The organism is Bacillus sp. 3G2, from assembly GCF_044324725.1.
In the GTDB taxonomy this organism is placed as follows: Bacteria; Bacillota; Bacilli; order Bacillales; family Bacillaceae_G; genus Bacillus_A; species Bacillus_A mobilis.
The window spans coordinates 2,430,174-2,452,958 of the sequence record NZ_CP172246.1; the positions used below are offsets into that span (position 1 = coordinate 2,430,174).

At 31.7% G+C, this 22,785-nt stretch carries 21 protein-coding genes and 1 riboswitch; of the genes, 18 read left to right on the plus strand and 3 right to left on the minus strand.

What is annotated here, in order from left to right; all coding sequences use genetic code 11:
* Positions 1-357 precede the first annotated feature (357 nt).
* Positions 358-1,257: a LysR family transcriptional regulator gene (locus tag ACHZK0_RS12375; RefSeq protein ID WP_098586684.1), complete on the plus strand. Its 900-nt coding sequence runs from the start codon at positions 358-360 to the stop codon at positions 1,255-1,257.
* A 72-nt stretch (positions 1,258-1,329) separates the two neighbouring features.
* Here ACHZK0_RS12375 and ACHZK0_RS12380 read toward each other — a convergent pair whose 3' ends face one another.
* Positions 1,330-2,319, minus strand: a complete 990-nt coding sequence (locus tag ACHZK0_RS12380) for an aldo/keto reductase family protein (protein WP_262743216.1) — start codon at positions 2,317-2,319, stop codon at positions 1,330-1,332.
* A 499-nt stretch (positions 2,320-2,818) separates the two neighbouring features.
* Between ACHZK0_RS12380 and abc-f the strand changes: the two genes are divergently transcribed.
* The 6 genes from abc-f (at position 2,819) to ACHZK0_RS12410 (ending at position 9,679) form a co-directional block, all read left to right on the plus strand.
* Entirely contained in the window at positions 2,819-4,447 is a 1,629-nt protein-coding gene (gene abc-f, locus ACHZK0_RS12385; protein WP_262743215.1) for a ribosomal protection-like ABC-F family protein, read from the plus strand.
* 20 nt (positions 4,448-4,467) lie between these two features.
* The gene (locus ACHZK0_RS12390; RefSeq protein ID WP_395761620.1) at positions 4,468-5,061 is read left to right on the plus strand and encodes a GNAT family N-acetyltransferase; all 594 of its coding nucleotides are present in this window, start codon (positions 4,468-4,470) and stop codon (positions 5,059-5,061) included.
* A gap of 393 nt (positions 5,062-5,454) precedes the next feature.
* Positions 5,455-5,949, plus strand: a complete 495-nt coding sequence (locus tag ACHZK0_RS12395; protein ID WP_270344053.1) for a DUF3267 domain-containing protein — start codon at positions 5,455-5,457, stop codon at positions 5,947-5,949.
* Positions 5,950-6,264: 315 nt separating this feature from the next.
* Complete coding sequence (locus tag ACHZK0_RS12400) at positions 6,265-7,035, plus strand: ABC transporter ATP-binding protein (protein WP_262743346.1); 771 nt, start codon at positions 6,265-6,267, stop codon at positions 7,033-7,035.
* On the plus strand, positions 7,010-8,941 hold the full coding sequence (locus ACHZK0_RS12405) for an ABC transporter permease (RefSeq protein WP_395761621.1): 1,932 nt from the start codon (positions 7,010-7,012) through the stop codon (positions 8,939-8,941). Before ACHZK0_RS12400 ends, ACHZK0_RS12405 begins: the two co-directional genes overlap by 26 nt.
* Positions 8,942-9,007: 66 nt before the next feature.
* On the plus strand, positions 9,008-9,679 hold the full coding sequence (locus ACHZK0_RS12410) for a lipoprotein BA_5634 family protein (RefSeq protein ID WP_262743348.1): 672 nt from the start codon (positions 9,008-9,010) through the stop codon (positions 9,677-9,679).
* Between the two features lie 65 nt (positions 9,680-9,744).
* Here the strand turns inward: ACHZK0_RS12410 and ACHZK0_RS12415 are convergent, their stop codons facing one another.
* Positions 9,745-10,086: a DUF3914 domain-containing protein gene (locus tag ACHZK0_RS12415; protein ID WP_395761622.1), complete on the minus strand. Its 342-nt coding sequence runs from the start codon at positions 10,084-10,086 to the stop codon at positions 9,745-9,747.
* 239 nt (positions 10,087-10,325) lie between these two features.
* On the opposite strand from ACHZK0_RS12415, the gene ACHZK0_RS12420 reads away from it, so the two are divergent.
* The 10 genes from ACHZK0_RS12420 to ACHZK0_RS12465 all read left to right on the plus strand — a co-directional run bounded on the left by ACHZK0_RS12420 (position 10,326) and on the right by ACHZK0_RS12465 (position 21,074).
* Positions 10,326-11,369, plus strand: a complete 1,044-nt coding sequence (locus tag ACHZK0_RS12420; protein WP_262743350.1) for a homoserine dehydrogenase — start codon at positions 10,326-10,328, stop codon at positions 11,367-11,369.
* A gap of 161 nt (positions 11,370-11,530) precedes the next feature.
* Positions 11,531-12,979 (plus strand): PLP-dependent aminotransferase family protein, encoded by a 1,449-nt coding sequence (locus tag ACHZK0_RS12425; RefSeq protein ID WP_262743351.1) that lies wholly within the window; start codon positions 11,531-11,533, stop codon positions 12,977-12,979.
* A 4-nt stretch (positions 12,980-12,983) separates the two neighbouring features.
* A complete protein-coding gene (gene ddlB, locus ACHZK0_RS12430) occupies positions 12,984-13,898 on the plus strand; it encodes a D-alanine--D-alanine ligase (RefSeq protein ID WP_395761623.1) in 915 nt (304 codons plus the stop codon).
* Positions 13,899-13,970: 72 nt separating this feature from the next.
* Positions 13,971-14,076: riboswitch (TPP riboswitch) on the plus strand.
* Positions 14,077-14,198: 122 nt separating this feature from the next.
* Positions 14,199-14,888 carry a thiaminase II gene (gene tenA / locus ACHZK0_RS12435; protein ID WP_262743353.1) on the plus strand — a complete coding sequence of 230 codons (690 nt, stop codon included), beginning with the start codon at positions 14,199-14,201 and terminating at the stop codon, positions 14,886-14,888.
* Between the two features lie 294 nt (positions 14,889-15,182).
* A complete protein-coding gene (locus ACHZK0_RS12440; protein WP_270344049.1) occupies positions 15,183-15,518 on the plus strand; it encodes a heterocycloanthracin/sonorensin family bacteriocin in 336 nt (111 codons plus the stop codon).
* Between the two features lie 369 nt (positions 15,519-15,887).
* Positions 15,888-16,367, plus strand: a complete 480-nt coding sequence (locus ACHZK0_RS12445; protein WP_262743355.1) for a homoserine dehydrogenase — start codon at positions 15,888-15,890, stop codon at positions 16,365-16,367.
* A 309-nt stretch (positions 16,368-16,676) separates the two neighbouring features.
* A complete protein-coding gene (locus tag ACHZK0_RS12450; RefSeq protein ID WP_395761624.1) occupies positions 16,677-19,064 on the plus strand; it encodes an RNaseH domain-containing protein in 2,388 nt (795 codons plus the stop codon).
* Positions 19,065-19,411: 347 nt separating this feature from the next.
* Positions 19,412-20,185: a DUF3959 family protein gene (locus tag ACHZK0_RS12455; RefSeq protein WP_270344068.1), complete on the plus strand. Its 774-nt coding sequence runs from the start codon at positions 19,412-19,414 to the stop codon at positions 20,183-20,185.
* A gap of 129 nt (positions 20,186-20,314) precedes the next feature.
* Entirely contained in the window at positions 20,315-20,731 is a 417-nt protein-coding gene (locus ACHZK0_RS12460; RefSeq protein ID WP_395761625.1) for a DUF3995 domain-containing protein, read from the plus strand.
* A gap of 139 nt (positions 20,732-20,870) precedes the next feature.
* Positions 20,871-21,074, plus strand: a complete 204-nt coding sequence (locus ACHZK0_RS12465) for a hypothetical protein (protein ID WP_000878362.1) — start codon at positions 20,871-20,873, stop codon at positions 21,072-21,074.
* 248 nt (positions 21,075-21,322) lie between these two features.
* On the opposite strand, the gene ACHZK0_RS12470 is transcribed toward ACHZK0_RS12465, so the two are convergent.
* Positions 21,323-21,535 (minus strand): hypothetical protein, encoded by a 213-nt coding sequence (locus ACHZK0_RS12470; RefSeq protein WP_395761626.1) that lies wholly within the window; start codon positions 21,533-21,535, stop codon positions 21,323-21,325.
* Positions 21,536-21,746: 211 nt separating this feature from the next.
* On the opposite strand from ACHZK0_RS12470, the gene ACHZK0_RS12475 reads away from it, so the two are divergent.
* Complete coding sequence (locus tag ACHZK0_RS12475) at positions 21,747-22,769, plus strand: DUF1835 domain-containing protein (protein ID WP_270344088.1); 1,023 nt, start codon at positions 21,747-21,749, stop codon at positions 22,767-22,769.
* The last annotated feature ends 16 nt before the right edge of the window (positions 22,770-22,785 follow it).

Below are 22,785 nucleotides of genomic sequence, written 5' to 3' on the forward strand. Positions count from 1 at the left end.
TACATTAAAATTTTCTACAAACATATAATAGCTTATTGTAAGGGGGGAATCAATAAAAATTTATCGAAAAACAATAAGTTGTTATTGGGTAACGAATAACCACTTATTGTTTTTATTATTAGGTGAATAAAATATCAAGTACTCGTTACTCAACCAAATGGTAAATCAAATAATATATGAAAGTAATGAAATTTCCCAAAACATGTAATTCAATTTAGTATAAATTTCTCGTATTTTTATGAAATGATTTATGATAAAAAAGAAACGAAAAGGGATTGATAAAGTTTCCTCCTGTTTTTATTTACAATTTATTAGAAGGAGGGCTTTTTGCTAGTTGTGAATGTTGGGGGGATTGTAATGGATATTCGAAAAATGAAATATTTCATAACGGTGGCAGAAGAATTAAACTTTAGTCGTGCAGCAGAACGTCTTATGATGGCACAACCGCCTTTAAGTCAAGAAATTCGAAAGTTGGAAGAAGAATTAGGTGTTCAACTTCTTCACAGGACAAAAAGAATGGTTGAGCTTACCGATGCTGGTAAAATCTTTTTAGAAGGTGCGCGACAAACGTTACTTCAAGTCGATAGAACTATTAAAGAAACACAGCTCGCGGATGAAGGGAAGATCGGGCATTTAATCATCGGTTTTGTCGATTCTACAGAAACGGTTATAAACATATTAAAAACCTTTCGAGAGCGGTTTCCTAAAATTCAGCTTATATTACGCGAGATGACAACAGACCAACAAATAAAGGCACTCTATGAAAAACAAATTCATATTGGATTTATTCGTTCTAAGCAGAATAATGAAATATTGTATTCCGAAGTTTGTTCCAAAGAACGTTTAAAATTGGTTTTATATGAAGACCACCCATTAGTTTCGTTACCTAATATTTCTATTAAAGAACTAGTAGATGAACCATTTGTTTTATTTCCTCGTCATTTCGGTAGTAACTTTTATGATTTAATTATTAGTTACTTTTGGGAACATGGAGTGAGTTTAAATATTGTTCAAGAAGCAATTCAAATGCAGACGATTGTTAATTTAGTTGCAGCAGGAATGGGGATTTCTGTCGTTCCATCTTCGGTGGAAAGTTATAAAAAATCGGGAGTCATGTATAAAGACATTCAGGAACATACACCGGAGATAAATTTATACGCTGGGTGGAGACAAGATGAAAAGTCTGTCGTGCTCGAGAATTTCTTAGCAGTTGTTAGAGAGATTTATAAGAGTTCGCAATTTGAATTTGAAAAGTAAAGGCCCATCTTGAATGGATGGGCAGTAGTGAATTTGGAAAGGTACTATATTTATTGTTCAGTCACTGATGATTTAACCTGTTTTACTTGGATCATACTCAATGAAACCTTTTAGGACACTATCAATTTGCCCCATAATTTCAGGTGAAAATGTAACACTAGAAGCAATTACATTTTCTCTTATTTGCTCCGGATTGGAAGCGCCAATAATAGCAGAGGAAACAGCTGGATTTTGTAGTACCCAAGCAACTGCAAGTTGAGGTAGGGTGAGATGATTTTCTTGTGCAATAGGATTAAGTTTTTGTATAGCATTAAGTACATTATCACTCATCCAACGTTGTACGAGTTTGTTAAAAAACAGTTTTCCCGCATCTGAATTAGCTCGTGATTGGGTAGGGATTGGTTTGCCCGGTTGATACTTTCCAGTGAGAATGCCTTGTGCGAGGGGAGACCAAACAATTTGACCGAGTCCTTCACGTTGGCATGTAGGTATTACATCCGTTTCGATAACTCGCCACAACATCGAATATTGAGGCTGGCTAGCAATAAGAGGGATGTTCAATTCTCGGGCAAGTGCTGCACCGCGTGTAATTTGCTCCGATGTCCATTCACTAACGCCTAAATAAAGAATTTTACCTTGTCTTACAAGATCTGAGAAAGCTACCATCGTTTCTTCAAGAGGTGTTGTTGTATCGAATCGATGTGCATAATATACATCAATGTAGTCTGTATGTAGCCGTTGTAACGATGCATTACAATTTTCTATAATATGTTTTCGTGATAAACCTCGATCATTTTTCCCAGGTCCGGTCGGATGGCATACTTTTGTACAAAGTTCTATACTTTCTCGGCGTATTCCTTTCAAAGAACGACCAAGTATCTCCTCGGCAATAGTGTCCGAATAAACATCTGCAGTATCGAACGTTGTAATTCCAACATCTAATGCGGCTTTCACACATTCATTTGCAGTATCTTCATTTACTTTTCCACCATGGTTTATCCAGTTACCGTATGCAATCTTACTTACTGTTAATCCACTGTTTCCTAGTTTGCTAAATTCCATTGGAGAATCCCTCCTTAAAAATGATAACTTTATTATAAAAACTGAAATGTAGTATGTATAATATAAAATTAATCATACAGTTATATAAAAATTATATAAGAGGGAGTGTTTAGAAGGTTATTATTAGGGGAATCTAAAAATAAAGTATGCTTGTTCAATTTGAAGCTAAGAAATGATAAATAGACATAGAAGAAAGCAATCATAATAATAGCACATATAATTGCATTTACTCATACAGTACTATCATGGTACAATATGGTTACTAACGACGGAAAGGAATGATGGGTGGACGATGATTAACTAATCTTATTTTTAAATGTTGAAATTCAATACATTTCAATTTCTAAAAAATAGGATTAGTCTGCCCAATTTCCATACAAAGGTATTGCTATTTATGTTGCGCAATAGCTTATTTGGGTATAAATATTTTTACGACTAATCCTGCCAAATTTATTTGGGAGGATTTTTTTATTCTCCCTTAATGAAAGGGATCGGTACTATGAAAGAACTATTAAAATTAAATGATGCTTATGTTGAAATAATGGAAAACACTTTGTTAGAGAAAATGAATGTGACAGTAAGACAAGGGGATGTTATCGGATTAATTGGTAAAAACGGTGCTGGTAAATCAACTTTACTTCAATTAATTAATGGCAAGATTGAACCTTCAAAAGGTACTGTTGAATGGATGCAAATGAATATGACAACAGCATATGTTGAACAAGAAAAAGAATCTTTTGTTAGTAAGGATATGATTGCAAAAGAAGCTGAACTTCTTGCAAAATGGGGCGTGCCAACGAACGATTTTCTAACTTTAAGTGGTGGTGAAAAGCTAAAAGTTCGATTAGCAAAAGGATTTGCTGAAAATCCTAATGTCTTAATTTTAGACGAACCGACAAATCATTTAGATGAGATGAGTACGGAATTTCTCATAAAACAAATCAAAAATATGAAAGGTACAGTTATCGTCGTATCGCATGATCGATACTTTTTAGATGTTGTCGCAACAAGAATATGGTCAATTGAGGATAAGAAATTAATTGACCATAGCGGGAATTATACGAGTTATATGAAAGCACGTGAGCATAAAAGAATGACGCAGCAGCGTGAATATGAAAAACAACAAAAAAAGATAGAACAAGTAGAAACACATATAAAAGAATTAAGTTCATGGTCACAAAAGGCACATGCGCAGTCTACAAAACAAGAAGGAGTTAAAGAATTTTATCGTGTAAAGGCGAAGCGAATGGACGCGCAAGTTAAATCGAAACGAAAGCGTCTTGAAAAAGAGCTGGAGAAAACGAAAGTAGAACGTGTGAAAGAGGATTATTCAGTTGAATTTTCTATTCAAGCGAGTAAAAAAGTAGGAAAACGTTTCTTAGAAGTAAAACAACTGCGGAAAGAATTTAATAATCGCACATTATTTGAAAACGTTAATTTTACAATTCAGCACGGTGAAAAGGTTGCGACTATTGGACCAAACGGTAGCGGGAAAACAACTTTACTGAAGATGATTATGGGAACAGAAACTACCGAAGGAGAAGTATGGATTTCACCATCAGCAAACATTGGATATTTAACACAAGAAGTATTTGATTTACCGCTTGATAAAACACCAGAAGATTTATTTTATAAAGAGACATTTGAAGAAAGAGGAAAAGTCCAAAATTTAATGAAACATTTAGGGTTCCAAGCTTCTCAATGGAAAGAGCCAATTGAGTATATGAGTATGGGGGAAAGAGTGAAATGTAAGCTCATGGCTTATATTTTAGATGAAAAAGATGTACTTATTTTAGACGAACCAACGAATCACCTTGATCTACCTTCACGTGAACAGCTTGAAAATACATTAGCTGAGTATAACGGAACACTCATTATCGTTTCTCACGATCGATATTTTCTGGAGAAAACAACTAACGTAAAACTTGTGTTTGTAAACAATACGATACAAAAGCAGCTCGAAGAACCTACGAAAACAAGAGATGAAATTGAAGAGCTACGTTTAACGCTAGAAACAGAGAGACAAGAAGTATTAGGTAAATTAAGCTTTTTAACTTCTAAAGACAAAGAATATAAAGAACTGGACGAACGGTTTATGGAGCTTACGAAGCAGATCAAGGCGCTTTAACGTAAATAAGGGGGATTAATATGGGAAAAGAGCGTTTGACTAAGTTATTTAAAATAGATTGTGGTGATATATACCTACAAGAGTTTACGGTCAAAGATGCAGAGAGTATTTATAAAATAGCAAATCAACCAGAAATAGAAAAGTTTTTACCCGACTGGAAATCAACGAAAGAACAACGAGTTAATTGGGTTACAAATGATGAAATACCAGAAAACAAAGCATTTCTTGATGCAGTGAGAACTACGACTAACACAGATGATCACATATTGAGGCTAGGAATATTTAAGAAAACCACAAATGAATTTATTGGATGGTGCTGCACAAGTCTGAAAGATGAGCTTCCTGCACCAAATAGAGAAATCATGTATGCTGTTTCAAGTGAATATCATAATAATGGATATGCAACGAAAGCGACAAAAGGCTTGATCGACTATTTGTTTGAAAATACAAATGTAGATGTCCTTAACGCAATTGCATTAATTAATAATGTACCGTCAAATAAAGTTATTGAAAAATGCGGGTTTTCTTTTTTGAGTCAACAGACGATAGAAAATCAAATTTTTAATCATTATGTATTGAGTAAATCCGAATGGGTAAAAAATAGTGCTCTTTAAGATCATGCAATGCAAAAAGCTTAGAGTTAAAATTCTAAGCTTTTTTGCATTCTAAAGTACTATTTAACCATAATAAAGTGTAGATTCTGGATGTGCTTTTCACCCAAAACAAAAGCAGCAAGTTGTACATACGAGAACTATTTCGTAAACAGTATATCAAAAGGTGTTTAGGAAATTTTGTCGAATATATGTATCTATGAAAACACTAATTTCTTACTCAAATTATCCTACACATGGTTTAGTAGAAGAATGCACGGCAAAAGTGAAGGCAGCAAAGGTTTGCATTTAAAATTAATGATTGAGTGTTAGTGGAGTGCATGTTTTAAAATATGAAATAATATAAATGGGGGGAAGCTTATTATCATTTGGTTTCGTCACTTACCACAATTAAGTATGGATTTGTCAGAATGGACTCCTTTTATACAAAATGATTGGCACCGAAAACATTATATGAAGTTTGTATATGTATTTCAAATCATTATTTTTCTAATACCACATTATTTTGGAGCAAGTTTCACTCATATTAATATATTTAACCTCATTATTTTAGGGGTTTTAGTCTTCATCATTCATGAATGTCTACACATTATTGTTATAAATAAAATGGGGGATATTAGCCTAACTTGTAGTGGAATATTTTTTTGGTTAAATACAAATGCAATCTTATCCAAAGCGAGATTTTGGATTTTTATGAGTTTACCTATTATTGTATTATCGGTTGTTCCGGCCATTATATCATCTTTTGTATCAGGAAATATTAAATCAATTTTATTATTTATATGTTGGATAAACACATTCATTTCCGCCTCAGATATTTACAATTCATTTTTGATTGCAATGAAACCGAAGAACTCATTTTTTTGCAGAGGGTATTTTCAAGTGAAATAGTATTTAATGGGTAATTCAAATATGCTTCAAATAATGCAATAGTTAAAAATATAATATTTGAAAGTAAAAAGACCGATAAAAAATCGGTCTTTTGTTATTAATAAAATAAAGATTAGAAAATAGCATTGTAATTTAAACCAATATGCAAATATTATAAGATAGATATGCTTTGTTTATAGATTGAGAATAGGTTTGTTATCAGTTTTTTTAGAAATCTTACAAGCGTGTAAGATAAATGAAAGATGAATCAATATGAGCTATAAGACAATTCATTTACACTCTATTATGAGAAGTGCAAATGAAGGGAGAATAGAAATGGAAATTTTACATGCGAAAAATATTAGTAAAGTATATAAAGGGAAAATCCCTTTTAAAGCATTAGTAGATATTGATTTATCAATTCAAGAAGGTGAATTTATAGGGATCATGGGGCCATCAGGTAGTGGAAAAACAACGTTATTAAATATGGTATCTACTATCGACTCTCCATCCTCAGGAGAAATAGTAATAAACGGTACAAATCCTTTTCAATTATCATCCGAAGATTTAGCTTTATTCCGTAGAAAGCAATTAGGATTTGTATTCCAATCATTTAATTTACTTAGCACGCTTACAGTGAAGGAAAATATCGTATTGCCGATGACATTAGATGGTGTTTCTGTGCAAGAAATGAACAAACGAGTGGAAGAAATTGCAGTGAAATTAAATATTACAGATATATTGAATAAAAGAACGTTTGAAATATCAGGGGGACAAGCTCAAAGAACAGCAATCGCTCGTGCAATTGTTCATAAGCCGCAATTATTACTTGCAGATGAACCAACCGGGAATTTAGATTCTAAATCTTCAAATGATGTAATGGAGGTGCTCGATACGCTTAACAAGGAAGAAAAGGCAACAATGATGTTAGTTACACATGATCCGTATGCAGCGAGTTATTGTAGCAGAGTTATATTTATAAAAGATGGTCAATTATATAATGAAATTTACCGAGGTGAAAGTAGGCAAGCATTTTATCAAAAGATTATGGATGTCCTTTCTTTGTTAGGAGGGAAAAGGCATGACTTTTCGTCAATTCGCATTTAATAATATTTTTCGTAATAAGCGTACATATGCTGCTCATTTTTTAAGCAGTGCATTTTCGATTATGATTTTCTTTACGTATGCTCTTTTATTATTTCATCCTGATTTACAAGGTGAGTTACAGTCGACAAGTGCAACAATAAGTGCATTTGGTACATTAGGGTTTAAAGTTTCGCAAGGTTTGATTTTTGTTTTTTCATTTTTCTTCATTCTATATTCAGTGAGTTCGTTTTTAAAAACGCGTAAGAAAGAATTTGGCATTTTAATGATGCAAGGTATGTCAATGAGACAGCTTAAGAAGTTATTGTTAATTGAAAATATGTTAATTGGACTCGGTTCAATTTGTATAGGGGTACTTATAGGACTTATATTTTCTAAACTAGTTTTATTAATAAGTGCAAGTGTATTAATGATTAGTAACGGCTTGCCTTTTTATATTCCAGTACAGGCTGTATTATTAACAGTTGTCACGTTTCTTTTCTTATTTTTAATCGTTTCGTTAGTTACATTTAAAACGATTAAAGTAACAGAACTTGTGGAACTTATGCAAGCTGGTGAAAAGCCAAAGCCTGAACCGAAATCATCAATTTTATTATCACTTTTTTCATTATTTAGTATAGGATATGGCTACATTTTAGTATTTCGCTTTATCTCAAATTATAGTTTTATTACGCTCGGAATAGGTGTGCTCCTAGTAATTATAGGAACGTACTTTTTATATACACAGTGTAGCGTATATATATTGCACCTTGCAAAAAGGAGTGAATCTTTCTTTTTAAAGAGAACAAATATATTAACATTTTCAGAGTTAATATACCGTATGAAAGATAATGCAACGATGTTTTTTATTGTATCTATTATTTCAGCAGTTGCTTTTACAGCAATTGGAACGACAGCTGCTCTTGGAAATAAAGATTTAGTAAGGATGACAAACCCATATACATTTCTATATATAGGGTCTGAGAAAGACAAAATGGTGGACGAACATCTTTCTATTATAAAAAAACACCTTTCTGATGCTAATATTTCATATCGAATGGCTTCATCTTCATATATATATACAGAAAGTAACGTATATGTAATGAAGTTAAGTGAATATAACGATCTTGCGAGAGCGCTCGGTTATCAACAAGAAACGATTGAAAAAGAAGATGAAATTTTACTAATCCCTGGAATGGTATCGCAGAAACAAGAATTTAAAAATGGTGACTATCAAAAGGATATTGAGGTCATTCAAGGAGAGTGGACAAAGACATTTCGTGTTAAAAAAGCTCTAGAAAATTTAGTTTTACCACATGATTCTAATAGTATTTATATAGCTGTTCAAGATCATATATATGATGGAATTCCTTTTAATGTTAATCAAAATGATATAGTTGTTCGAGATCGTACTTACGGATTTGTTGTAGATGATTGGTTGCAAACGAAAGAGATCTCAAACCAATTAAATAGTATATTTAGTGAAGAGGTTAAAGAAAGAGATTTCCATTTTCAAGCTCTAACATTAGATTTGTTACGTGCAAAACAAACGAATGGATTATTACTAATGGCAAGTGTTTTAGTTGGAATTGTCTTCTTCACATTCGCTGCTAGTTTTATCTATTTCCGATTATATACGGATTTGGATCGTGATCAACAGCAATATAAAATGATTTCGAAAATGGGATTAAGTAAACGAGAGTTAAAAAAAGTTGTAACGAGGCAATTAGTATTAATGTTTTTCTTACCGATTGTTGTTGCAGTGATTCATACTGTAGTTGCTTATACCGCATTACAACAATTAGTCGATTTTTCAATTATAAATAGCTCTATCGTTATTTTAATTTCATTTATATGTATACAGGTTTTATATTTCTTTATAACACGTTGGCGTTATTTACAAAAGCTTTATAAAACTATGGAGCAATAGAGTATAACAGCTTGTCAGATTACTCAAAAGTATATAAAAAAGAATTGAATTAAGAAAGGAATCGTGATGAAAAGAACATTAACCATTTTTATGTTAATTATAATCCTTTTAATAAGCTTTAGTGCTTGCTCTAAAAATGAAAACAGACTTCCAGCCAACGGTGTATTAATTATTGGAGATGAAAATTATACTTCACCAATTATTAATCGTTATAAGGAGATTACGAAAGAAAATGAAGTGTTTTCTGTGAAAATAGATACATTTGGAATAGGACAAGTATTAATTTTAAATGAATCTACAGCGCAAGCATTGATTAAAGCAAAGGTTTTTCGTAAAAGAGAGAATGGATCCAAATCTAGACCTATAGATACGTTACCTAGATTACCAAAAGAAGGATCGCTTTTATTTGCAAGTGAAGATGAAAAAAAATTGAAAAGTATTGAATTAGAAGGAACTGAGACTGCTGTTAAATACGATAGTGATGCTTGGATAGGTAACAATCGTAAATATCCAACTCAATATTATGTAATTGTAGCAAAAGATAGTGTGTATAAAGAAATAAAAGCAAATGAAACGAAAATGCACCTTCTCCACTTGAAAAAGTCTTTAGGTGATGAAAAACCAAAAATGTCGACAGATAATACATTAATAAATGAAAAGGTAAAAGTAGACAAGTTAATTGAAGGTTATAAAGGGGAAGTATCATTTCAATTTATAACGATTGGAGAAAAGTCTTAAAAAAGAGTTCGAGATTGATAGAAACTTTATCAATCTCGAACTCTTTTTAATACCATGTAAATAACTTACATTACTTCATTTAACCGTGTCTCGTTCGTTTCTTCAATACCATTTGCATATTGAACTGAATTATTTTGAGCTTCTTTTTCTTTACGAGCCTTTTGTAGCATTTCAAGTATGATCCATAAAGGAACACCTTTGTCTTTTAACATCTTCCATAAATCTAATTCGTTAAATTTATGCTCAGGTTGTTTCATTTCTTTTTCAGATGAACGAATATCAAACTTGATTGGATCATTTAATTTTTTATCTTCAAGTTTAGTAGAAGTGGTGTTATTATGCTCAAGACTAGAGGTAGTTATTTTAGTAGGTTGAGATAATGTATTCATATTTAACCCGATTTGCATAGCGCTTTTCCTCCTGTTTATGTAATGAAGGCAGTTTTCTTATTATGTATAGATTGGTTTAACATATGAGGAAACTATAATCAATTATAAATTCAAATAATCAGATTTACAAGTTACATTGTAAAAAGTAAATGGAATTATATCGAAAGGAAAGCAAACTGGACACTTCTCGATGGAATTCGAGGGTGCTTTATATTATATTGAAAGAGGGATATGGTAGAAAAATATGGGGGGATATTATGAAAATTCAAGTTGTATTATCAGGATATGGAACAGTAGGAAGAGAGTTTATAAAATTAATAAATGAAAAATATTTATATATAAATGAAACATATGGAATAGATTTAGTGGTAAGTGGCGTATTAGGTAGAAATGTTGCAATACATAATGAGGATGGATTATCTATTCATCACTTATTAAGGTATGGTGGCGGTAGCTCTGCAATTGAAAAGTATATTGAACATTATCCGAAGGAACGAGCAACAGATAACATAAGTGGTACTGTACTGGTGGAATCGACTGTTACAAATCTTAAAGATGGAAATCCAGGAAAACAATATATAAAACAAGCGATTGAGAAACATATGGATATAGTAGCAATTTCAAAAGGTGCACTCGTTACAAACTGGAGAGAAATAAATGAATCAGCAAAAAATGCAAATGTACGAATTCGATATAGTGGTGCAACCGCGGCCGCATTACCGACACTTGACATTGGTCAATTTAGTTTAGCTGGTTGCCATATTGAAAAAATAGAAGGAATATTAAACGGGACTACAAATTATATTCTTTCGAAAATGAATGAGGAAGATATTACGTTTGAAGAAGCACTGAAAAATGCGCAACGTAAAGGAATTGCTGAAACGAATCCAATATTAGATGTAAGTGGTTCTGATAGTGCATGTAAATTGTTACTTTTGACAAACAGTTTAATGGGAACAGAAAATACGCTTGCAGATATACATATAAAAGGAATCCAACATGTTACACAACAACAAATTCGAAATGCTAAGGAACATAATAAATATATTAAATTAATAGCTTCTGCATATAAGGATCAGGATGGTAAAGTAGCTTTTAAAGTAGAACCGTACGAAATAGATAAGGATCATCCGCTAGCAAATGTAAATGGGACAGAAAAAGGAATTACGTTCTTTACAGATACGATGGGGCAAGTTACTACAATTGGTGGTGCATCAAATCCACGCGGAGCCGCAGCAGCAGCTTTAAAAGATATTATAAACTTATACCGTAAAGATTTATCCCTTATTAATAGGCAGTAAAACGCCTAGTTCGTGAGGGATAATAATCAGTGGGCGATAAACAGCCCGATTGATTAAAGTTCCACTTTATAAGACCGTACCGCCCTTTATAAAAAATACATATGTAGTGGACCTTTTGAGAATGAAATAAATATGCAAAAATAATTGCAGGGGGTAAGGAATTGTTTAAAGATTTTAAAGTTGTGAAAGATCGTCCTGTTTATATTCAATTGAAAGATTATTTGAAAAAGATGATTATGAAAGGGCATTTGCTTGGGGATCAAAAAATTCCTTCAACAAGGGAGCTAAGCGAATTACTAAGTGTGAGCAGAAATACTGTACTCGCTGCTTATGCCGATTTAGAGCAAGAAGGACTCATTTATGCAGTTAAAGGAAAAGGAAATTTTGTTGCGAAGGTTGATATATCGAACACTTCGTCAGTTGAAATAGATTGGAAAAATAAACTTAATACAGTTACCTTATTAGCGGATGAATTAGATTTAATGAAACATGGTGTTCGCTGGGAAAAAGGAATGATTGTTTTTAACAGCATTGCTCCGGACGAAAAGCTATTTGATGTGGAAAATTTCAAAAGAGCTTTTCTTACTCGCATGTCCATTGAAGGAGATGTCGTATTAAATTACGGATACGCAAAAGGTTATAGACCGTTAATGAATTATCTACTTCATTATATGGAAATGAAAGGTGTAGATATTTCAAACAAAGATATTTTAATTACAAATGGGTTTACTGAAGGATTGGATATTGTACTTTCCTCGTTATCCAAAAAATCGGGGCGGGTTATTTGTGAGAACCCGACTCATCATGCTGCACTGAAGCTTTTCCGTTTACATGGACTTGAAGTGCATGGAATTAATATGAATGAAGATGGCATCGATACGAACGAAGTAGAAAAAAGTTTGCGTGAAAAGGATTTTGATTTCGCGTATTTAATTCCTTCTTATCATAATCCAACTGGTATTGTTACGAGTTCGGAGAAAAGAACGGAACTGATGAGATTATTTTCAAAATATAAAATTCCTATTATAGAAGATGGATTTAATGAAGAACTACGTTATTCAGGTTCACATTTAGCACCATTATTAACTTTTGCTGGCGCTGGTAATAATGTGATTTATATTAGTAGCTTTTCGAAGGTACTTTTCCCTGGTTTACGTGTAGGATGGATTATTGCAGATAAAGAACTAATTCATCATTTAGAAAGTGTAAAAAGAGCAAGAACGATTCACACATCTACGTTAGATCAAGCTGTTCTATTTCAATATTTACATGAAGGATATTTTGAAAAATATTTAAAAAAGGCAAGATCAGTTTATAAGAAAAAATATGAGTTAGCTGTTGGGGCGTGTAACGAGTACATTCCGTTTCAAAGAATGACCGGTGATGGTGGCCTCCATTTATTTATAGAGTTAGAAGAAAAAATTCATGCCCGTACGCTTTTGCAAAAGTGTTATGAGCAAGGGGTTACTTTTTCTCCTGGAGATGTTTTTTATTCTGATGGAGGAGGAGCGAACACTTTCCGATTAGGATTTTCACGTCTGAAAGAAGAAGACATAATTCAGGGAATCAAAATAATTGGTGATACAATAAAAAATGAAATTTGGAGTTGAGGAAATGAGAATTGGCGTTATTATGGGTGGAGTATCTTCTGAAAAACAAGTATCAATTATGACTGGAAATGAAATGATCGCACATTTAGATAAAAGTAAGTATGAAATAGTTCCAATTACGTTAGATGAAAAAATGGATTTAACCGAAAAAGCGAAGGACATTGATTTCGCGCTGCTCGCATTACATGGAAAATACGGAGAAGATGGGACAGTTCAAGGAACACTTGAAAGTTTAGGTATTCCTTATAGCGGAAGCAATATGTTATCGAGCGGTATATGTATGGACAAAAATATTTCGAAAAAGATTTTACGTTATGAAGGTATAGAAACACCAGATTGGATTGAACTTACAAAAATGGAGGATCTAAATCTTGATGAATTAGATAATTTAGGGTTTCCGTTAGTGGTAAAACCCAACTCTGGTGGCTCAAGTGTTGGGGTGAAAATTGTCTATGATAAAGACGAATTAATCTCGATGCTGGAAACTGTGTTCGAATGGGATTCTGAAGTTGTAATAGAGAAGTATATAAAAGGTGACGAGATTACATGTTCAATTTTTGATGGAAAACAGTTACCTATCATTTCAATTCGACATGCGGCGGAGTTCTTTGATTACAATGCGAAATATGATGATGTTAGTACAATTGAAGAAGTTATCGAACTTCCAGCTGAATTGAAGGAACGTGTAAACAAAGCGTCACTGGCTTGTTATAAAGCTTTGAAATGCAGCGTTTATGCGAGAGTTGATATGATGGTGAAGGACGGTATTCCATATGTAATGGAGGTTAATACATTACCAGGGATGACACAAGCAAGTTTACTACCAAAAAGTGCAGACGCGGCTGGAATTCATTATAGTAAACTATTAGATATGATTATTGAAACTTCAGTAAGAGTAAGACAAGAAGAAGGATTTTAAGTAGCAGTAGCATGAATACTTTTGACAGTAACATGAAGTATGTTATGATGAATACAATACGAAAATTAAATATTTATCCACTAGGGGGGCCTGTTATAGGCTGAGATCAAATGAAAATTTGAGACTCTTAGTACCTGATCTGGTTAATACTAGCGTAGGGAAGTGGGAAGACATTATTATTTTATGAATAAATACTGTCAATTTCACTTTCTTTACGTTTGTAAAGAAAGTTTTTTTATTTTACAGATTTAATGATATTGGGTAAATACTTAAATTTTATACATAATTGGAGGGATTTAAATGACTTTTTCACAATCATTACGTAAAGAAGTAGATTCAATTTGGGAAGCTAGTTTTCATCATCCTTTTGTAAAAAAACTTGGCGAGGGAACGTTAGATTTAGCTAGTTTTCGCTATTACGTGCTTCAAGATTCATATTATTTGAGTCATTTCGCTAGAGTACAAACGTTAGGAGCTGCAAAGGCTCTAGAATTAGAAACGACAGCTCGTATGGCACACCATGCTCAAAATACATATGAAGCAGAATTATCTTTACATGAGAATTTTGCGAAAAAACTAGGGATAACACAAGAAGAAAAAGAGAATTTTATCCCAGCTCCAACTGCATATGCATATACTTCACATATGTATCGTGCTGCGTATGAAGGACATTTAGGTGATATCATTGCAGCAATATTACCTTGCTATTGGTTGTATTATGAAATTGGTGAACGTTTAAAAGAGTGTCAGCCAGAAGAGCCAATTTATAACGAATGGATTTCTGCTTATGGATCTGATTGGTTCCGTACATTAGTTGAAGAGCAAATTACACGGTTAGATACTATAGCTGAAAAGGTAACAGAGGCAGACCGAAATCGTATGAAACAGCACTTTATTATTAGCAGTCAATATGAATATTCATTTTGGGAAATGGCCTATACTTTAGAAAAGTGGCCAGTGAATACAGAAATAAAAGATGTAATTGGATAATGAGTAGAGGTATTGCTATTCATAGGTATGAATAATATTTATGTATATGATTTCACAATAGAAGTATCTAAAAAAGACGCATCGATCTAAGTGCGTCTTTTTTCAATTTATAAAAATGAGCCCATGGAAAAAATAAACTAAAAATAGGTATATGAACAAGGTGCATCATCTAGTGATAGGTCATATTTTGTAGGTGTACGTATTGAACTTAGTTTATAGCGCCATTTCTACTTAGATTTAACGAGCAGAAATATAGGAAAGCATTGAAAAGGTTGAAGTTTATAAACGGAGGTCATGAAAATGAATAAGTTTCAACAAGAACTACAAGCGTTAAGCCTTAATGATTACCAGCCTGGAAATATTGTGTATTGGGACCAACAAAACCAATATCCATATTACTATTTTGAAGATGCTGTTCGTCGCTGCGGAGGCTGTGGAGGGCGCTGCGGAGGTTGTGCAGGTCGCTGTGGTGGATTTCGTTGTGGTGGATTCCGTTGTATTGGTTGCTTCGGTTGCTTTGGTTGTGGCGGCTGCGGAGGTTGTGGTGGCTGTGGTAGTTGTTCAAATTGTTTTAATGGTTTTAGTGGTACTACTGATACAACTGGTACTATTGTAACATATGAATATTGATAAAAGAAAAAAGGAATCCATTAGTGAAGCATTATATAATTTTTATTAAAGAATTTAATTAAAGCACATGTAGCATTCAAGTTAAAGAAAGATATTTAGATTTTTAGTTGTAAATCAAGATAAGATCGAAAAAGCAATGACTAGATTTAAAACCTAATCATTGCTTTTTTGTATTTTTTACCATGAAATAAGAAATCTGTTGCTTCTAGTTAGTGGGTAGCAAAAGAAATTATTACAACTATGTAAGGTTAATGTAATGTTAATCGATAGTAAAAAAAGATACTTGAGTGTATTTTAAATGAGATTTAAAAGTACTGTTTATTTTTAAAATATTAGGGTAAGCAAAATTTTATTAGGAAGTGTATTAAAATGATTGAACTTAAATCTATGATCCATGCGTACAAACTAAAGAGAAAAATAGCAAGGGATTTATACGGAAACAGAGATGAATTAACACTGTTATTAAATGAATGTAATAAAATGAAACATACAGTAACATGTGAAAAAAAGAAAAATAATACATTATCTCGTTTACAATTAATTTATCAGAATATGAAATTAGATAAACGATATCCTCTTCCAATTACTTTTAATAGTAAATTATTGGAGCGATTAGAAAAAGAATCTCTTCATTCTATTGAGGAAGGTATAGCATGTCTACAATTAATGTTAGATATAAATTATGAGAAAATAAAACAATATGGATCAAGTACAAGTAGGTCATTTGTTCCATTTTCGCAGTCTTCCATTTGTCTTGCTGATTGTGTTTGTATAACTGGATTTGTATTAGGATTACTAGGTGTAGTTACAGTTGGAGGATTAGTGTTATCTGTATGTTCAATTACATAAAGGTTGATATCTGTAAAAAAAGGGCATCGTTTTAAGGTGTTCTTTTTTAGTATTATTGTAAAATTACTGTAAATAATAAACACATTATATTAATAATATTGTATAATTTGAATGTATTAAAATTTAGATATTAGAGGTGTCGTATATGATAGTTACTTTTAATTTTTAAATTAGGCTCTTTAATAATTTATTATTCGGAGGAATCTTTATACTTTTCTTTTAAATACTTGGTATAAATCGATTAGATTAAGTGATAATTTTTCTAGTTTTTTGTGATCAAGAAAAATGAAGAAAGGAAGTAATCATTTTATGGAAAAATTAACGTTATTAACATTTGAAAATATAGTAGAACCTCTTTTAAACGAAAGTGTATCATTTATATATTTCCCTATTGATTGGCTTGATATTGTAGAGATACATTATAAGACATTTTTATTAACAAGTAAGTTGAAACGATTGAATGAAAGATTATATGATATGTTTTCTGATATATTATTTATTCAGCATAATCCGTATGTATTAAGTGAAAATACACCATGGATTGTATCGAAAGAACCTATTAGAAAAGAACAACTCGATTATATTTTTCAAAGTTGGTATGAGGTAATTCATGATTGGAAACCTAATAAATTAATAGAATTGCCAAAATATGAATGGCATTATGATTTAATTTCTAACTTAGCAGTACTACATGATAATGAAATATATTCTAAGTGGGTGCCTGCTTTAATTTCTCATATTTTTTGTGAACAATCTGTACGAATAGAGAATATCAATGAAGAAGATATATATTTTTCTCCTCTTAGATCACAAAATATTTGTGAGGCAATGTCAGAGCCTATTAAAGATGAAAAAACTCAAGATTTTTTCGCCTATGTATATCGTTTCGAATGTATCACGCGCGGGGGCGAAAATATTCCGTTATTAAATGTTTCAATAGGAATTCGGAGGTTTTATCAAGAATATAACCATCCAGATATTCCTTTGCTATTAAGACGAAAACGGGGCATGATATTGGTTTCTACTCCAGAATTTGCATCGAATGATAAGAAATTACGGTTTGTAAAACTAAAAGTTCAACAGGCTACAAACGGCATAAAATGGATTAAGATATTTAGAAATTTAAAAGATGATTTTCGTATAGGTGGAGAAGTTGAATTAGAGCATATTCTTCAATATCCGAAAGATTATATGATAGGAACAAATATTAGGGTGTTGCTTCCATACAATGAGAGAATATATAAAGTTCAAGGTACTAAAATAAAACCTGGTATAAAAGTAAAAGAAAGAGAGCATCTATTTAAATGGTTTCAGCAAAAATTCGCTAATTTCACATTACTACCAGAATGTAAAAAGGTAGCAACAAATAATGAAAATGAATTATTCCCTTTAATTGCACCAAAAGGATTAGAGACTATAACGTTAGAAATATGGTCTGAAAAAATCTCGTTGGAAGTTGAACAAGCGTTGTTTGAAAGTGAAATTGTGTTAGCTCAAATCGGTGAGTCATTATATGTTTTAAATGCAGATTCTCCAGTATTGTTAAAGATAGTAAGATATAATATTGAAAAAGTATTGCAAAATCCATATAAAATGCAATATTGCCAGAAATACAAAACAAATTTAGTAGAGGATGTTATGAAAGCGGTTTATGCTACTGCAGGTGAGCGAAATGATGCGACATTAGCGTTAATCGCAATGAAAAATTGTGATGGACGTGAAAAAATCGATCCAAAGCAAATTGTTAGAGAAGGGTTTGCACGAACAAACCGTATTTCAGCATTTATCAATTTATTTATAGGCCAAAGTGTAACCCATAAAACAATAATAAATTGTATTTTTAGTTTATTAGAACAAAAAGGATTTTTGAAACGTAGTTGGAATAAAATAAATTTACCTTGTACATATGTTAATTTATCAATTGAACGAATTTCGAAATTTGATTTCTTACCTATTATTTCACAAATAAAAGATAAAGAAATTTCATATAAATTATATGGGAATACAGAGTGGCAAACGATTGATTGCTTGTTATTAAATGTAAATAAACATAATACCTTTTTACCGCAGCCTTCAAAAAGAAATGATATGGGAATTCAATTTAAACAATTTGTTTTTGAAACATTAAAGGGAATTTTACAACATGCAAAAGAGAAAAATGAGCAAGTGTATTTCATTGTAGATGCGCATTTAAGAAAATATTGGATGAAAGAGTTACAAAATAAAAAAATTGATATAGATATTTTACCGGAGATTGTTCCTGATGCGTTAAAGGTTCCTAATTTAAATGTTATAAGAATAAATACATCTTTTGATACACCAAAATACGGTGTGATAGAACGTGATGATGTTCCTGAGGGCACAAGTTTATATGTAGATCAAAAAGGGATGTATTATAGTACTGGTGAATACTCGCTAAATGGTAGTGAAACATTGCAGCGATACATACTTGAAATATTAACGCTAGGTGTAAAACCTGTAGAAAGGAATTACATCGCTAAAATGATACACTATATGTGCTGTAATTCAAGTATGCTTCAGGAAAAAAATATACATATGCCGTATTTTATGCATATGGCGAAAGTAATAAAGAGCTATATGACTGATATAGATGCAAGAGAGTTTAGAGAGTTTGATGATGAATTGGATGTAGATATAATAAAAGTAGAAAAGAAAGATTCAATTATTCTGTTGTGAACTACTGGCCAATTAGAAAAGCTTGAAGTCGGAACTTCTCAGTTCCACGACGAAAGTAACCTTTCATCTCACACCTACAGTGGGGCTATCGTCCTTCACGCACCTCTGGAAGGAGAATTCTTTCGGTAAATTCGTTAAAAAACAGTAGACAAATCCTGCTCGTTATATTGATCAGGATTTGTCATTTTTTCATGTAAATAAGGATATCCTTTGTCATGTATCTTGTCTTTTATGTATTTACTTTATTTACATACAGGATTAAGATATTTTTTAGAAATACAAAATCTACATCATATGGAAAAGCAATATGAATTGATTCAAAAGAAATTTGAAAGGAATGAGGAATTGTGAAGAAATTAGATGTGTTATTAATGCTATTAAGCGGCCTCTTTCCAGTTGCAGGAATTATGAAGCAAATCCCACTTGAACAATCTTTATATATTGGAGGCCTATTATTTTTTACTAGTTTCGGTAGTTATTTTGCGAAAAAAATATATTCACGCATATGTAGCTGGATAGCGTATGCTCCATTTATAACACTACTGTTAGTCATTTGGCATCAAGATATTTCGACAAGTTCAATCATAGCGAATGCAAAAATTGCCGCTTGTATTGCTTTAATTCCATGTTTATTCCGTTTTCGTACATATGGACTTACTTTTGGTTTATTGTCATTATGGGCCGCTTTACTTTTGGATATAAAAGAAGTACAGTCGTTAGTCATACTTGAACGTATGTCGAGTTTAATGACAAGCAATTTCAAATACCTCATGCTTTTAGTTGGCGGACTTATATTAGGTGGATTACTTGCGATGTTATTACATCGTAAAGAGCAGGATGATAATAAAGAAAATATAAATCTATTCCAACAAAAAAAGAAACGTAAAAAATTATCATTTAAGATTCCGCTTCCAAGATTACCGAAATTTAAGATAAAATTATTTAAGTTTGGTGGAAAAGCATCAAAACGAAAAACGCCAGAAAACATACGTGAGCATAATTACGAAGAACCAGCTTCAGCTGCAACATATGAAATGATAGAGCAAATACAACAATATAAAGAAGGTACAGCTCAAGGGCAAACAAGGATGGAACGTCGTAGAAATAGGTACAATATATAAGAAATTTCAGTAAACCCTTTAATGATAAATCATTAAAGGGTTTTTTATGTAATTAAATATATATTGCCAATGCGGAATTCATAGCATACTCTAAAGTTGAGGACTTAAAGAAAATAATGGGAGGACAAAATGCTTATTATTACATATATTTCTGTCTGTATATTATTTTTAGTTAGCTTTTTACATGTTTACTGGGCTTTCGGAGGTAAGTGGGCAACAAATAGTGTCATTCCAACAAAATCTGGAGAAAAGGCATTTATACCAGGTACAGGAATGACATTGTTCATTGCATTATTATTAAGTATGGCAGCTATAATTTTATTACAACAAACAAACGTTGTTCATTTCGCAGTTCCTAATATATTTGTTCAATTTGGAGCCTGGATTTGTATGATTGTTTTTTTCATAAGAGTAATTGGTGAGTTTCATTATTTTGGTATCTTTAAGCGAAAAAAAGATAAGCAATTTGCTAGAATGGATACTGTTTTATATATACCACTTTGTGCATTTTTATCTTTATCATTCTTACTAGCAATAATAACGTGAACATAAAATAGTAATTGTTTTCTTTAAAATAAATAAACGTGAATTAGCAAGGAGTAAAAGTGATAAATCTAGTAGGAAATAAAAAGGATGTAAGCGTCTTCTTAGCGAAATATAGATTATTATGAAAGGCGGTGACACTATGAAGTATGTAAAAGTCTGTATGAATGGCGGAAGTGAACACAAATTTTCGATGACTCTAGATCGATTTGAAGAACTTATTACTACAGAGAATGGACTATTAGAAAATAAATTAGTTAGTATTGAAAATGTAATGATTAATCCTACTAATATATCTTCTGTAGTTGAAAAAATTGGTGTACCGGCTAAGTTTATGGAAGCTTAAAAATTGGTACATAAAAAACATCCATAGGGATGTTTTTTTATTTATAAATATGATACTTGTACAATGAATATATGAGCAGGATTTTTAGCAATACGTATACATTTGATGTGTAATAGGTGCACAATAAAATAAGTACAAGCATATAGTATTAAGTAGGACAAGACCTTCGTGTCCTACTTAATACTCAGAAAAAACCTCTATCACATAAGAGCATCCAATTGCAGGGTGCTCTTTTTTTATCGCGCTCTTTAACTTTCAATTTTAAACATATCTTTGATGTTAATAAATATTGAATATAATATAATAGCAAAAATTAAGTTAGATAAATAGAAATTTTGATGAAATAGTAATTCGAAGATGACATCGAAAACATATAATAAGGCGATAGTAGGTAATATACAAATAAATTTAAATCTCCAATTTTTTAGATAATGTTTATAAGTAGTAAATACTTTATCCATACATATAGCTCCTGTATTTTTTATTTTCTATATAATTATACATTTTAATAATAAGATTTACAAAGGGGTATTTAACAATTAAGAATTGTAGGGAGAGATTTTGGCGGAAAAATAGATACCTGTAGCAATCTGAATAATAAATGCTTTTACTTTAAAAAACTTTTAAAGAACGATACTAAAATGATACACTATAATCTACGTTATTTTAGAAATGAATAGAGGGATTTGTGTGATAGATAAAATCAAAAATATTGTAGAGGATATGTATGAAGAGGAAGCAAAGCATTTACTTCAAAGTATTCTGATTCAGTTAAATGTATTAGAAGAAAACTATAGTGAAGATATCATTAAAAATTTGATGGATATTCCTAAACAATTAACGAGTAATACATCTTATAAAAGAAAAGTTAAAGAAAGCACACACATACATATTGCTTTTGATGATTCAACAGCTGGATGTTTAAAACATATGCTCGGTCAAGAAGAACGATTGGATGAGAGGGTTGTTGCTTTTTCTGAATTCTTTTCAATTGGACCGATAAACAAGTTACATATGTATGAGGGACAACTTGCAAGACAGAAATGGTTAGTAAACAATTTAACCGCTTATGAAAATTATTTTGAGGATGAGTATTTACCGAGGTTTTTAGAAACTATGGAAGAACTACACGTTATTCCTAGTGAAACGCCTATTACAATTTGGAAAGCTAATAACGCACATGAACATGTAGGCCTATGTTTTGTAATGGTGCAATTACAAGATAAGAAAAACATTCGCGTTATTAATACGTCTGAAGCAAGTAAAGAAATATTAAAAAAAGAGTATGCCATTCGTGGAACTGGGGAATTATCTCCCGAAAGTTTAGCTCAATTGCAAAATAGTTTTGCAGAATTTCCGTATGTAACGGAAGAAAAGCGAATGGAGTATGGATATGAATGGAATAAATTATCGAATAGTACGGAGTTTTTAAGAGTTTGGAAAGAAAATGAAGTGCATTCTGTACAAGAAGATTATTTTGATCAATTTATGATTGAATGTGCGAAAAGTGTAGGTGCTGATCGTGAGTTCCTAAAAGCTCCAAGAGTAGTTGGTGAGGCACTTGGTCTTATAGAGCAATCAGTTGGCGATACATTTTTAGAATATCGCTTAAAGGAATTAATAAAAAAAGAAGTTTTTGAATTTAAAGGTTCGTTGAATGAAATGCGTTTTTATAGTGTGAAGTTGAGAAAATAATATATCTATTCTTTTT

Excerpts from the sequence above, each read along its gene's own strand:
- ACHZK0_RS12465 (WP_000878362.1), top strand. The coding sequence starts at position 20,871 with ATGAAGTATGTAAAAGTCTGTATGAATGGCGGAAGTGAACACAAATTT.
- ACHZK0_RS12395 (WP_270344053.1), top strand. The coding sequence starts at position 5,455 with ATGGATTTGTCAGAATGGACTCCTTTTATACAAAATGATTGGCACCGA.
- ACHZK0_RS12440 (WP_270344049.1), top strand. The coding sequence starts at position 15,183 with ATGAAAATGAATAAGTTTCAACAAGAACTACAAGCGTTAAGCCTTAAT.
- ACHZK0_RS12420 (WP_262743350.1), top strand. The coding sequence starts at position 10,326 with ATGAAAATTCAAGTTGTATTATCAGGATATGGAACAGTAGGAAGAGAG.
- ACHZK0_RS12375 (WP_098586684.1), top strand. The coding sequence starts at position 358 with ATGGATATTCGAAAAATGAAATATTTCATAACGGTGGCAGAAGAATTA.
- ACHZK0_RS12415 (WP_395761622.1), bottom strand. The coding sequence starts at position 10,086 with ATGCAAATCGGGTTAAATATGAATACATTATCTCAACCTACTAAAATA.
- ACHZK0_RS12470 (WP_395761626.1), bottom strand. The coding sequence starts at position 21,535 with ATGGATAAAGTATTTACTACTTATAAACATTATCTAAAAAATTGGAGA.
- ddlB (WP_395761623.1), top strand. The coding sequence starts at position 12,984 with ATGAGAATTGGCGTTATTATGGGTGGAGTATCTTCTGAAAAACAAGTA.
- ACHZK0_RS12380 (WP_262743216.1), bottom strand. The coding sequence starts at position 2,319 with ATGGAATTTAGCAAACTAGGAAACAGTGGATTAACAGTAAGTAAGATT.
- ACHZK0_RS12475 (WP_270344088.1), top strand. The coding sequence starts at position 21,747 with ATGAATAGAGGGATTTGTGTGATAGATAAAATCAAAAATATTGTAGAG.
- tenA (WP_262743353.1), top strand. The coding sequence starts at position 14,199 with ATGACTTTTTCACAATCATTACGTAAAGAAGTAGATTCAATTTGGGAA.
- ACHZK0_RS12410 (WP_262743348.1), top strand. The coding sequence starts at position 9,008 with ATGAAAAGAACATTAACCATTTTTATGTTAATTATAATCCTTTTAATA.
- ACHZK0_RS12390 (WP_395761620.1), top strand. The coding sequence starts at position 4,468 with ATGGGAAAAGAGCGTTTGACTAAGTTATTTAAAATAGATTGTGGTGAT.
- ACHZK0_RS12450 (WP_395761624.1), top strand. The coding sequence starts at position 16,677 with ATGGAAAAATTAACGTTATTAACATTTGAAAATATAGTAGAACCTCTT.
- ACHZK0_RS12405 (WP_395761621.1), top strand. The coding sequence starts at position 7,010 with ATGACTTTTCGTCAATTCGCATTTAATAATATTTTTCGTAATAAGCGT.
- ACHZK0_RS12400 (WP_262743346.1), top strand. The coding sequence starts at position 6,265 with ATGGAAATTTTACATGCGAAAAATATTAGTAAAGTATATAAAGGGAAA.
- ACHZK0_RS12445 (WP_262743355.1), top strand. The coding sequence starts at position 15,888 with ATGATTGAACTTAAATCTATGATCCATGCGTACAAACTAAAGAGAAAA.
- abc-f (WP_262743215.1), top strand. The coding sequence starts at position 2,819 with ATGAAAGAACTATTAAAATTAAATGATGCTTATGTTGAAATAATGGAA.
- ACHZK0_RS12460 (WP_395761625.1), top strand. The coding sequence starts at position 20,315 with ATGCTTATTATTACATATATTTCTGTCTGTATATTATTTTTAGTTAGC.